Raw genomic sequence first — 13,150 nt, forward strand, 5'->3', positions numbered from 1 at the left:
TCTGGATAACAAGACTTCTCCCCAGGCTCTTCAACATAATAATTTGAGATTAGCAATGAACGAAGATACACATAGCAAGCTGATGGCGATAAAGCAATCGTTTCGGCTCTTTATGGACGGCACAACCTCGCGTTCTATGGCTCAAAAAGGCATAGGATATAAAATTAATTGGGGAGTTCCGTTCCACGAACTGCGTAAAATGGCCGCACCATACGCGCCCAACTACGAACTGGCCATTGAGCTTTGGAAAGAGAACATACGCGAATGTAAGATTATGGCCACCTTGATTATGCCGCCCGAACGCATGTCGCCCGAACTGGCTGACGTGTGGACGGAGCAGCCTTTGCAACAAGAAATGGCCGAGATGCTGGCCTTCAACTTGCTGCAACATGTTGATTTCGCGCCTGCATTGGCCTATCAGTGGATGGCGGGCGACCGAATGGATAGGCAGATATGCGCCTATCAGCTTTTGGCGCGCCTTTTTATGAAAGGCTGCGAACCCAATGAGCGTGGCTTAGACGAATATCTCGACCAGGTTAGCGTTGCTTTGCAAAGCGATAACCTCGGCGTAAGACATGCTGCTAGTGCTAGTTTGCAAAAGCTAGCTATGCTGGGTGATAGCTACGAAAAACGGGTTGACGAACTGTTGGCGCGCTTGCAAGCACCTTGACGATGTAAGAAACACCGGCCGCCCTTGCACAACCAGAGCCGTCGCAAAGCTACATTTTTGCGATGAAGCGCGCGCTTTTCGGATATTTATAGTAACTTTGTAGGGCTGACAAAGAAATGAAAATGAAACAAGACAGCAAAAAGCAGGCTCGAAAAATTCTCGACCAATATCTGGAAACGAACAATTATAGGCGGACGCCTGAGCGTTACGCCATTCTCGATGCGGTGTTTAGCATAAAGGGACATTTCTCACTCGACCAGCTAAGCGAGTACATAAAGAACGAAAACTTCAAGGTTAGCAGGGCCACATTATATAATACGCTGCGGCTGTTCATCAAGTTAAGGCTTGTGGTTAGGCACAGACTGACAGATGGCACCAAGTACGAAGCACGCACAAAGAACGACAATCATTGCCACCAGGTATGCACAATGTGCGGTGCGGTGACAGAGGTGAACCTGCCAGAGATAACAACCACGCTAGAGCAAGTGCGGCTCAAAGGCTTCTGCAGCGATGGTTTCGCGCTTTATCTTTATGGCGTATGCAGTGCATGCCAAAAGAAAATAAAGTGAAGTTTGCTGGAAATTAACAATACACATATTATAATATATGAAGACAGGAAAAGTAGACGTTCTTCTGGGATTACAGTGGGGCGACGAGGGCAAAGGTAAGGTTGTGGACGTGCTAACGCCACAATATGATGTCGTTGCACGCTTTCAAGGCGGTCCCAACGCAGGTCATACGTTAGAGTTTAACGGTCAAAAGTTCGTCTTGCGGAGCATTCCTTCTGGCATTTTCCAAGGCGGAAAAACAAACATTATCGGCAATGGCGTGGTGCTTGCACCCGATTTGTTCATGGCCGAGGCAAAGGATTTGGAGAAAAGTGGGCACGACTTGAAGAAATGTCTGCACATATCTAAGCGTGCACACCTTATCATGCCAACCCATCGTGTGTTGGATGCTGCCTACGAAACACTGAAAGGCGACAAGAAAGTGGGTACCACTGGCAAGGGAATTGGGCCGACTTATACCGATAAAGTATCGCGTTCGGGATTGCGTGTGGGTGACATCTTCGAAGGATTTGAAGAAAAATACGCACAACATAAAGAGCGACACCTCAACATTCTGCGCAGTATGAACTATACGGACTTCGACATTAGCGAAGTGGAAAAGACTTGGATGGAGGGCATTGAATATATGCGACAGTTCAATATCATTGACAGCGAGTTTGAACTTAACAGCCTTTTAAACGATGGGAAGGCAATTCTTTGCGAAGGCGCACAAGGAACTATGCTCGATGTTGACTTTGGTAGCTATCCATATGTAACCTCTTCGAACACCATTACGGCAGGCGCATGCGCCGGTTTGGGCATTGGTCCTAATAAGATTGGTGATGTTTATGGTATCATGAAAGCCTATTGTACGCGCGTTGGAGCAGGTCCATTCCCCACAGAACTATTCGATGAAACGGGGAAAAAGCTGCGCGACCTGGGTCACGAGTATGGTGCGGTGACGGGTAGAGAACGTAGATGCGGTTGGATTGACCTCGTTGCGCTGCGCTATTCGATTATGATAAATGGCGTAACTCAACTCATCATGATGAAAAGCGACGTGCTAGACACATTCGAAACCATTAAGGCGTGCGTGGCTTACGAAAAGGACGGCCAACGAATTGACCATTTCCCATTCGACATCGAACACGGAATAACGCCCGTTTACGAAGAACTGAAAGGCTGGCAAACCGACATGACGCAGTTTACCAGCGAGGAACAGTTCCCCCAAGCATTCAAAAATTACATTGATTTCTTGGAGAAACAACTGCAAACACCCATCAAAATAATCTCTATCGGACCAGATAGAAGTCAAACCATCGTTAGGAAAAAGTAATGAACAAACCATCCATACCCAAAGGAACAAGAGACTTTTCACCGGCCGAAATGGCCAAACGGAACTATATTTTCGACACCATTAAGGATGTTTACGCCCTTTATGGCTATCAACAAATAGAAACACCCTCCATGGAAACGCTGCAAACGCTCATGGGGAAATATGGTGAAGAAGGGGATAAGCTATTGTTCAAAATCCTTAATTCGGGCGATTTCATCGGCAAAGTGCCTGCCGAGGAGTTCGTAAGCGACAATGTATTGAAACTGGCAGCCAAGATTTGCGAGAAGGGATTGCGCTACGACCTCACTGTTCCCTTTGCTCGCTATGTGGTAATGCATCGCGATGAACTGCAAATGCCGTTCAAGCGCTATCAAATTCAGCCCGTATGGAGAGCCGACCGCCCACAGAAGGGTAGGTATAGGGAGTTTTATCAATGCGACGCCGATGTTGTTGGGTCTGATTCTTTGCTTAACGAAGTGGAACTGGTGCAAATCATTGACACGGTATTCACCAAGTTCGGCATCAACGTTCAGATAAAACTGAACAACAGAAAGATACTTGCCGGTATTGCCGAGTATATCGGGCAACCCGACAAAATCGTCGATATCACCGTGGCAATAGACAAGCTCGACAAGATTGGTGTTGAGGCTGTGAACGCCGAGATGTTGGCCAATGGAATCAGCCAAGATGCTGTTGACAAGCTACAACCCATACTAACCATGTCGGGAACCAACGTCGAGAAACTCGAAACCATTGCCCAAACCATCGCCACATCAGAAATTGGCGTGAAGGGGGTAGAGGAAACGCGTTTTATTTTGGAGAAGATCGCGGCTGTTGGGCTGAAAAACGAATTGCAACTAGACCTTACTTTGGCACGCGGACTGAACTATTACACGGGTGCCATCTTCGAGGTGAAGGCCAAAGACGTGGCTATTGGAAGTATAACAGGTGGTGGACGATACGACAATCTCACTGGAATATTCGGCATGCCTGGGCTTAGTGGCGTGGGTATCAGCTTTGGAGCCGACCGAATTTACGATGTGTTGAACACGCTAGACCTTTATCCGCAGAACGCAACGCAGGGTACGGAGGTGCTATTCATCAACTTTGGCGAGACCGAATCCGACTATTGCTTGCCGATAGCCAGCCAAGTGCGTGCCGCAGGCATATCAGTTGAGCTTTATCCTGATTGTGCCAAGATGAAAAAGCAAATGGCCTATGCCAACGCCAAGGGCATTCCTTTTGTGGTTTTAGCTGGCGAAAGCGAGATAAGTCAAGGCAAAGTTACGCTCAAAAACATGCTCACGGGCGACCAACAGCTGGTTTCGGCCGAAGAACTTATTGCCAAAATCACGTCAAAGAACCCTTAAAACCACCGCGATATGGAGATGGACGTTTATCATAAGTTGCTCGAAAACGGCATTAGGCCGTCTGCACAACGGCTCGCCATCATGAATTATTTGCTCACACATTTTACACATCCCACAGTAGACGAGGTGTATCAAGGATTGTGCAACGAAATCAAAACGTTGAGCCGAACCACTGTTTACAACACATTAAGAATGTTTGCCGAAAAGAATTTGGCGCAAATGATAACCATCAACGAGCACCATGTGTGCTATGATGGTTGCATTAGTCCGCACAAACATTTTTATTGCAACCATTGTGGCCATGTTTTCGACATCTTCGACGATACGTCTGCAGAACTTCCACAGGCAATGAACATTGATGGACACCAAGTCTTGGAAACGCAAGTTTACTATCGCGGCATCTGCAAAAAATGTTTGAACAATACAGCTGGTCAGGATAGCAACTAATCTTATAAAGGTAGATTACAGGTAAAGCCTGCCACAATCAATCATTATAATTAAGGATAAGTCTGTTGCATCGCTCATAATTTGCATAATAGCCATGGGTTAATAGAAAACCGCCTGCTAACCAATGCTTTATAAAACTATAATGCCAATTATGTCAATTAAATTTAACGAATATATTTAACATAAATTTCAAATCCCACCCACCTTTTTAACAAAAATATAATGTTACCCAAAAAAAACTATAACCAAAAGTAAAACATAAATGAATAAAATACAGAGATATAATAGATTATATATACTCTACTCTACTCTTTCGGGGCTTTTTGCCCGCAAGCGGGCAAAAAGCATAAACTATTTTACGCGCACGCGCGTAAAGGTCACGCGCGCACGATAATAGTAAACAAACAATCATAAGTAAGTGCAAAACTACATGTGCTGTCAGTTTTGCCAATAATAAACAAGGTAACGGCAGAACACGGAGGGTTCTGCTAACAATAACGTATGCTTTGCGGATAGTCCGTTTGGTGTGGTCGCTAGCGCTATGCACTTCGCTAACGCTCAGCTTAAGGCCGTCCCGTCGACGGCCACAATTCGCTATCACTTCACTACATCGCCTCACTTCGTTCGGCTCTTCGTTCGTGATAACGCTCATTGAAGAGAGTGTATAAGGGTGCTCGTTCCTCGCACTGCGCTCATAAATTTCGCGCGAGTGTCTTACGCGCCGTCCGTCACGGCGCGCGCTCGTTGCAGAGTTACTAGTAAATATTAATAAATATATACAAATGGTTCAATATTTATATTTTGTGTTAAAATATGTATTAAAATGGTTCGATTTTTATAGTGTCGCGTAATTTTTGTTAACTGCAACAGAAATAAATAACGCCGCGTTTCACAACACAGCGTTAAACAAAACTAAATTCTAATCCTTATTGACAAAAATATAAAATGAAAAAACTATATTTGCATAAATTCTAAACCTAGACAAGATGAAAGAAATAATCAAAATAGCAATAGGAATAGCATTAAGCATTATAACTATAATGATATTATTAGTAGCAATAGGGTTGATAACTAGACTAGCTACTTCTTAAATGCCATACCTTTACGCCTATTCTTCCAATTATTTGCAATGCTATCAACATCAATAGCTATTTTACCATAGGAAGTACGTCGGCCTGTCAAATCATCATGCCAAGTATCTATAAGATAATTGGCGAACTCAATAAAGTTATGAGGGCGAGCCTTTTGAACAATTTCAGCTACTTTTTCAGCAGAACCATAATGATTTTGAAGTTTCTGAAATAAGGTCTTTTCTTCCTCAGTCAAAGTTTGTTGACCTAACAACTTAGCATAACGTTTTTGCGTAGCTACATTTTGAATATTTAATCTCGTCTGAGAATTATTCAAACCAACTTGGGTAGAAAGAACCTTCGTTTCAGCCTTAATCTGAAGATTTGTATCTTTCAAATTACTGAATGTTTGCCTAAGAATAGCCAACTGTTCAGGGTTGGTTTTTTCCAACTGATAACGCTTAAGCAAAGTATCAACAGAAGTATTCTCCCAATCTACTTCACCATTAAGAATATCACTTTTCAACTTCTCAACACGATACATAACCTCTTGTTGTTGACCGCGCTCACGCTGCATAGCCAAGGTAACAGGCCTACCAGTAGACTCATCAACCATAGGTTGGCCGTTCTTGTCCATCGCTTGCGTTTGCAATATAGCCACTTCCATATCTTGTAATATGGCAGTAGATGCCTTAATACGGGCCTCGTTCTGAGATGCTTGTAATGTAGCTTGAGCCTGAGCAGATTCAGTACCACCTTTAATGCCTGATACTTTATCATTCTGCTTATCAATAGCCTTACCACGAGAGAGAGTATAAGCATCTTGAGCAGTCTTCACACCTTGAGCCATAATCGAGCCAACACTATTCAAAGAATTTGATAAACCTTCTTCCTCATTAACGGCAGTAACAGAACCTGGAGTAATAGAATTACCTAAATTAGTACTAGATGCCATACCAGTAGAATTAGCAGAGGCTTGACCATTGTAAAGATAAGGGTTATAACCTGCATCTTCAATACGTTGCCGCACATTAGATTCAGTAGACCACTCACGATTTTCAGCATTTACCTTATCTTGATACGCCATCTGTTGAGCATTAACCTTATCCTGCTGAGCAACTTGCTTATTCCACATTTCACGTTGAAAATCATAATTTTGCTCATTAGCCTTTTTAGCACCACTACGAGAAAGCAATCCACCGACAATTGCGGCACCTGCACCAATCAACGCAGGAATTATAGCTAACTGAATCGAATAAGCAGATACCCAACCAGTCAAATCATAAACAAACAAAAACATAACTAATAGTTTTAAGTCCGCCCATCTTACGATGAGCGGACAAATTAATGAACTAAAGGACTAAACACTTGCGGTAGGGTCTTCATTATCTTTCTTTTCTTTCTTAGAAAGAGATTCAACAAGTGTTTTAAGAAAAGGAAGTGCAATTTCAAGCACTTTCAAGATTTTAATAAAAACTTTCATAATGAACTGAATTAAAAATGAAACAAAATTAAATTGAACTAACACTATTCAACTGGTTGACCGCCTGTCTGTTGCTGCTGTTGCTGCTGTTGCTGCTGTTGCTGCTGTTGCAGTTCCTGCTCGTGAAGTGGCTGGAATATATTCTCTTCATACCAATCACGAACAGCATCCATATCAACAAGTGTCGAATTATATCGACTAGGTAGCATGCGTATCAAATCATCATCAGACAAATTATTACGCTTACTAGAAGGCATAGGCTGCATAAAGGACAGAATACGGTCACGCTCAAGCTGCGTTATAGAACCAGACAAAAGCTTAGTAACTGGATTAATGGGCAAACCAGTTGTCGGGTCAGTGGGAAAAACAACCTCCTGAAGTTCAGAAATTTCTGCATTAAGAACTGGAAGTTCTGTATTAGGAGAAGTTTCAGAAAGAAGAATTTTCTTCTGAGCAGAATCCAAATGAGGATAATAAAAATCTATGATATCCATAATGAACACAATTAAAATTAAACACGTGGCATACCGTCTTCAGTCATGTCCGAAACCTTTTCAATATTGAAATGGGCATAACCGAACATGCAATCAGTCACTTCAGTACCATTATAATTGACTGCAAAAACACTATCCAACCAATGAGGATTAATCTTAAGAGCAGCCACATTAAACGTATTTAAAGTGTCAGAACCACGAGCACGAGCAATACTCCAATAACTAAGAGGCTCACCGTTGGCAAATTGACCGTGATTAATGTCAAAGGCAGTCTTATATTCTGAATAGCGTGGCTGCCAACCGTAAGAATTATCCTTAGCACGATTAAGTGAAACAAAAGCAGGAACAATTGGCTGCATACCCAAATTTTCAAACTCAGGGATAAAATAATCACCACGTGTTTGCTTAGCAACAAAGGGGTCAAGACGCATACAATCGTATTGCATAGCAGGAACAACACTATATATACACATTAAGACACCTGGCTCTTTAGCATCAAATTGAATTTCACCGTAACCAGAGCCAGTACCTTTACCAGTAATCTTACCAAGATAACCAGCTAACTTAGCATTGCCGACCTCAGAAACATTAGGGTTAGTAGTTCCACTGGTTTGAGTGACATCGCCAACCTGTACATTACTATCAAAGCCACCAAGATAGTACACTTGACCATCACGGCCTTCAGATACAGTCACACCAAAGTGAGCCTCTATCTGTTCCGCATAGGTCTTACCTGCACGCATCGAAATAGATAAAAGCTTATCAAGGGCGAAAGCAGAACGAATGGCAGAAACATTAAGTACATCAGGAGAAGCCATATTAAGCTTAGCGGAATTACCATCAGCAGAAAAACCAGCAGAACCAGTAGGGTCAGAAAGCTGAAGAACAGAAGAAAAAGAATCCGAACCTATCGTAAAAAGCGGAGTTGGCCTAAGATTAGTATAAAAATCTAAAGGCGCGTTACGATAATGGAGGTTAAGATACTTCTTAAACTCATCGGCAGTCGGTACAAAAGTACCTTTCTTATGGTCGATATTAAAAGAATAAACATCAACACCTTCATAAGTAGTATTACGGTAATAATCCGAATATATCTTATTATAGGCCAAAAGGCGGAAAAGATTTACATTACCAGTGTACAAAAGAGGAACAGGGGTCTTAGAAGATGTGATAGGCTTACCATAGCCAAGCAAATCCATAAGACGACAAGAGTTATTAGAATGCGGATAACCAAATATGTCCTTATCAGTACGTTCACGAACGAACTTATACATATCAGCCAATTTAACATTGGGAACTGAATCCAAAGCCTTATCACCAGCAGCAGAAGAAACAACAGAAGAACGATAGTCGTTCATGCTAGTTATAAATTGGTCATACGGGTGCCAAAGCTGAGAATAGGGGACAAAAAAGAACTCATACACACCACGCATTGAAATGAATGCAGCAGAATTCATAGGCATGGTCCGCATAAAGTCTTGAGCTTGTATCCTGATGTGGTCATGAAACATCAAATCCACAGACAAAACAGGCAAAAGAGCACCAGCAGGAGCTGTGTATAAATGCTTTTGCGACAAATCAAAAGCACTTCGAGGGCGATTAGCTCTCGATGGCTTAATTTGAGGAACTTTTTTTAAACTCATAAAAATTTGATTATAGAATAAAACAATATACAAAGGTGAGAGATTAAAGAACCTACACCATAACCGACAAAAAACGATAAAATAATATTACGCATATCAAGAAATTTGACGTGAACCAAATACAAAAGTATTTTTGAGTTTCTTAGACTTATTGCGCTTAAGTAACCTTAATTGTTGTTGAGCTAGATAATTTTTAAAATACTGAGTGCGATAAAATGAATATGCAGAAAACTTATCATAATCGAGAATGCCAAACTTATAGAAATCACCAAACCAAGCAACCTCATCAAAGAAAGAACGTAAATAAGCATCCTCTTTATAAATCATACCACATTCGGATAAAAGCTTTTCACGAGTACGAACTGGAACAGCATCATTAATAAGAGGATAAGCAGCTAACATAGCTTGCTGAAATCCACACTCATGTACAATATCATTAAACAACTTATAGAACTCAATCAACTGGTCACTATTACGCATAACTTCAAACTTATCAAACAATCGAACATAAGTATAATACAAATCATTCCAAGGTAGATAACAATTCATATCGAAGTCACGTACAACACGCCAAGCATTACGTGATGAATACCAAGTTTGGTCACAATCCATTTCAAGATAATAGTAATCATACTTATAATTAACCTCAAGCCAAGAACGGTATTTCCATCCTCTTTCACTTCGCAAGAAATCCGCGAAATCGGCTGAAAATAAACGTGTTGAATATTTCCATTCAATAAAAGCTAAGTTTGCATTTTCATACCATTCCGCAAAATGTTGTCCATAGAAACTATAACGGAGTAGTTTTTCATTAAAAGAAAGCGAGCTAAATCCAAGACACTTGCGGAAGAGGGAAGAGCATAAATCGCGGTCAAGCGGTATATCATAGTGCATGAACTGTCCTGATTTTTCGTCAAAGACCTCTCTACCAACTCGATAAGCTCCTCGGTGGACACGTCCAAGTACTTCGCAATAATCTGCCTTGAAACATCCGATAACCGGTGATTTAGAGCAGAGGTGGAACGGTAGGGTAGACTTATAGGCCAAAACTTGAGGTAAACCAAGGTTGCCAGACACATATTCCGCAACATAGTAGGCGGTGTTTTGGTCACAAAGTTTAACATACTGTTGGGTAAGGGATATATCCGCAAACGGCTGAAAGATAAAACTGTTACGCTTTCCTCCAACACGTCGTTGGAAACCCCACGACCGAACGATGAGAGAACTAATCTCTGAGAGAAGAGACGCATCATCGAAGAATATGATACCGTGATAGTGCGGACGTAAGGTCGTAGGGCCATACTCCGAGGCAACGTAATACCTAATTTTTCTACTCTCTGCTTTTCCATATAATTTAGAAATATTAAATCGTAATCGCTTTAAAAAATTTTGAATGTCCTTTTTACAGCAGGATGCAAAAACCTCCGTATGCTCATCATTCTCAATCTTTGGCAAAAAGGTATCTAAATCAATAGACCATTTACCAGTTACTTTATCAAAATAATTAAGAGGACACGAAGGGAACAATTCTGCACAACGACCAATAGGACGAAGTTGAGGACAATCATTATTATCGAGAAACCGCTCCCAACGCGGTATGAACTCATTATTATATGTGAGAGTAAACATAACGCTATACTTATGTTGCATAATCTCATTACGAACACGCTTAGATTGTTTAGAGGCAGCAGCATTAACACAAGCCTCACACCTACCACAAGGCACAAACATCTCGTCACGGGTCCAACGGTTATGTACATGAACAGGACAAAGACAATTACCGAATATTTTTAAGTCAGAACTCATAATACTTGATATTCAATCCTAGTTTTATGGTCATAAGTAGAACCATCAACAAACTCAATAACCTCAAAATCAACAAGAGTTTTTAAAGAGCCAAATAATTTGTCAAGTTCAGATACATATCTATCATCATAGGATATAACAAATCCATTAGAAGTAGGCAGCATAGATATAAGCTCAAAATCACTTTCAAGCAAATACCTAAGAAACAGGCGGTAAGAGTAATACTGAAAACGTCGCATAATACAATAGAATTATAGTTTGACAGCAAAGATATAAAAAATAAACATAATGCCAATTATGATAAATAACAAGCAGATATAACTCTTCTAAGTGTTAAAAGTGTGCTAAAATGCAAATGTATTATGTCTTTATTGCACGCTAATTGCTTGTATTTTAGTATCTTTGCAGCGTTTTTCAAACAACATAAAGTCTAACTTTATTAATTTACTTTATTTATTATTTATGTCTAATTTAAAAAATGTACAGCCGCTGAGCGATTTCAACTGGCAAGAGTTTGAGAACGGCAGCCCTGTAGAAGTAAGCAAGGATGCTCTTGAAAAGGCTTACGATGAAACCCTTAACAAGGTTTCTGAGCATCAAGTTGTTGATGGTACGGTTATCTCCATCGACAAGAAGGAAGTTATTGTTAACATCGGTTACAAGAGCGACGGTGTTATTCCTGCTTCCGAATTCAGATACAATCCCGACCTAAAAGTTGGCGACACTGTTGAAGTTTACATCGAGAATCAGGAAGACAAAAAGGGTCAACTGATTCTTTCGCACAAGAAGGCACGCCTTAGCAAAAGCTGGGAACGTGTTAACGCCGCTCTTGAAAACGAAGAAGTTATTCAAGGTTACATTAAGTGCCGCACCAAAGGTGGCATGATTGTAGACGTCTTCGGCATCGAAGCCTTCCTCCCCGGAAGTCAAATCGACGTACATCCCATCAGGGACTACGACGTATTTGTTGGCAAAACCATGGAGTTCAAGGTGGTTAAAATCAACCAAGAGTTCCGCAACGTGGTTGTTTCGCACAAGGCTCTTATCGAAGAAGAACTTGAAGCACAGAAGAAAGAAATCATTTCCAAGCTTGAAAAAGGACAGATCCTTGAAGGTACGGTTAAGAACATCACCACCTACGGCGTATTCGTTGACCTTGGTGGCGTTGACGGACTTATCCACATTACCGACCTTTCTTGGGGCCGCGTAAGCGATCCGCACGAAGTGGTTAGCTTGGATCAGAAGATAAACGTGGTTATTCTCGACTTCGACGATGAGAAACGCCGCATCGCATTAGGTCTCAAACAACTCACTCCCCATCCTTGGGATGCGCTCGACCAAAGCCTCAATGTGGGCGACCACGTTAAGGGTAAGGTTGTTGTCATCGCCGACTACGGAGCATTTGTTGAAATTGCACCTGGTGTAGAAGGCTTGATTCACGTTTCAGAAATGTCGTGGAGCCAACACCTAAGAAGTGCACAAGACTTCATGCACGTTGGCGACGAGGTAGAGGCTGTTATCCTTACACTCGACAGAGACGAGCGCAAGATGTCGCTTGGCATCAAACAGTTGAAGGATGACCCATGGGAAACCATCGAGGTTAAATATCCCGTTGGCAGCAAGCACACCTCTAAGGTTAGAAACTTCACCAACTTCGGTATCTTCGTTGAACTTGAAGAAGGCGTAGACGGACTTATCCACATCAGCGACCTTTCATGGACGAAGAAGGTTAAACATCCTTCTGAATTCACACAAGTTGGTGCTGAAATCGAGGTTGTTGTACTCGAAATAGACAAAGAGAACAGACGTTTGAGCCTTGGCCACAAGCAACTCGAAGAGAATCCTTGGGATACTTACGAAACGCTTTACACCCCGGGCAGCGTACATCGCGGAAAGATTTCCGAGATGATGGATAAGGGTGCTGTTATCACCCTCAACGAAGGTGGCGAGGGTTTCGCAACTCCCAAGCACCTCGTTAAGGAAGATGGCACACAAGCTCAGCAGGGCGAAGAACTCGACTTCAAGGTTATCGAGTTCGTGAAAGATACCAAGCGTATCATTCTGTCGCACAGCCGCACCTTCGAAGAAGGCAAGGACGATGTGAAACCCGCAAGAAAGCAACACGCTGCTAAGAAGTCTGAGTCTTCTGTTCAAATCAACAATGTTGCAGCAGGTACCACCCTTGGCGACATTGATGTATTGGCAGACTTGAAGGCTAAGCTTGAAAAAGGAAAGTAATTTCTAATGCCCATTAGGGCTAATTCCTTCTAATAAATTGAATGC

At 41.9% G+C, this 13,150-nt stretch carries 12 protein-coding genes; 6 read left to right on the plus strand and 6 right to left on the minus strand.

What is annotated here, in order from left to right:
• The first annotated feature begins 55 nt into the window (after positions 1-55).
• The 5 genes from HMPREF0670_RS02460 (at position 56) to HMPREF0670_RS02480 (ending at position 4,371) form a co-directional block, all read left to right on the plus strand.
• Complete coding sequence (locus tag HMPREF0670_RS02460) at positions 56-670, plus strand: DNA alkylation repair protein (protein ID WP_044077626.1); 615 nt, start codon at positions 56-58, stop codon at positions 668-670.
• A gap of 122 nt (positions 671-792) precedes the next feature.
• Positions 793-1,239, plus strand: a complete 447-nt coding sequence (locus HMPREF0670_RS02465) for a Fur family transcriptional regulator (protein WP_044077627.1) — start codon at positions 793-795, stop codon at positions 1,237-1,239.
• Between the two features lie 37 nt (positions 1,240-1,276).
• Positions 1,277-2,554: an adenylosuccinate synthase gene (locus HMPREF0670_RS02470; protein ID WP_009229576.1), complete on the plus strand. Its 1,278-nt coding sequence runs from the start codon at positions 1,277-1,279 to the stop codon at positions 2,552-2,554.
• Positions 2,554-3,924 carry a histidine--tRNA ligase gene (gene hisS / locus HMPREF0670_RS02475; RefSeq protein WP_009229577.1) on the plus strand — a complete coding sequence of 457 codons (1,371 nt, stop codon included), beginning with the start codon at positions 2,554-2,556 and terminating at the stop codon, positions 3,922-3,924. Before HMPREF0670_RS02470 ends, hisS begins: the two co-directional genes overlap by 1 nt.
• A 12-nt stretch (positions 3,925-3,936) precedes the next feature.
• A complete protein-coding gene (locus tag HMPREF0670_RS02480; protein WP_044077628.1) occupies positions 3,937-4,371 on the plus strand; it encodes a Fur family transcriptional regulator in 435 nt (144 codons plus the stop codon).
• Positions 4,372-5,451: 1,080 nt separating this feature from the next.
• On the opposite strand, the gene HMPREF0670_RS02485 is transcribed toward HMPREF0670_RS02480, so the two are convergent.
• The 6 genes from HMPREF0670_RS02485 to HMPREF0670_RS16940 form a co-directional block, all read right to left on the minus strand.
• Positions 5,452-6,741, minus strand: coding sequence for a hypothetical protein (locus tag HMPREF0670_RS02485; protein ID WP_009229579.1), 1,290 nt, complete (start codon positions 6,739-6,741; stop codon positions 5,452-5,454).
• Positions 6,742-6,801: 60 nt separating this feature from the next.
• Complete coding sequence (locus tag HMPREF0670_RS17420) at positions 6,802-6,924, minus strand: hypothetical protein (protein ID WP_255346255.1); 123 nt, start codon at positions 6,922-6,924, stop codon at positions 6,802-6,804.
• 44 nt (positions 6,925-6,968) lie between these two features.
• A complete protein-coding gene (locus tag HMPREF0670_RS02490) occupies positions 6,969-7,418 on the minus strand; it encodes a hypothetical protein (RefSeq protein ID WP_009229581.1) in 450 nt (149 codons plus the stop codon).
• A gap of 17 nt (positions 7,419-7,435) precedes the next feature.
• On the minus strand, positions 7,436-9,061 hold the full coding sequence (locus HMPREF0670_RS02495; RefSeq protein WP_009229582.1) for a major capsid protein: 1,626 nt from the start codon (positions 9,059-9,061) through the stop codon (positions 7,436-7,438).
• A 96-nt stretch (positions 9,062-9,157) separates the two neighbouring features.
• Positions 9,158-10,867, minus strand: a complete 1,710-nt coding sequence (locus HMPREF0670_RS02500) for a hypothetical protein (protein ID WP_009229583.1) — start codon at positions 10,865-10,867, stop codon at positions 9,158-9,160.
• On the minus strand, positions 10,864-11,106 hold the full coding sequence (locus HMPREF0670_RS16940; protein WP_009229584.1) for a hypothetical protein: 243 nt from the start codon (positions 11,104-11,106) through the stop codon (positions 10,864-10,866). Before HMPREF0670_RS16940 ends, HMPREF0670_RS02500 begins: the two co-directional genes overlap by 4 nt.
• A gap of 223 nt (positions 11,107-11,329) precedes the next feature.
• Here HMPREF0670_RS16940 and rpsA point away from each other — a divergent pair, with 223 nt between their 5' ends.
• The gene (rpsA, locus tag HMPREF0670_RS02510; RefSeq protein WP_009229585.1) at positions 11,330-13,105 is read left to right on the plus strand and encodes a 30S ribosomal protein S1; all 1,776 of its coding nucleotides are present in this window, start codon (positions 11,330-11,332) and stop codon (positions 13,103-13,105) included.
• Positions 13,106-13,150: the final 45 nt, after the last annotated feature.

It is taken from the genome of Prevotella sp. oral taxon 317 str. F0108, from assembly GCF_000162415.1.
Taxonomy (GTDB): domain Bacteria; phylum Bacteroidota; class Bacteroidia; order Bacteroidales; family Bacteroidaceae; genus Prevotella; species Prevotella conceptionensis.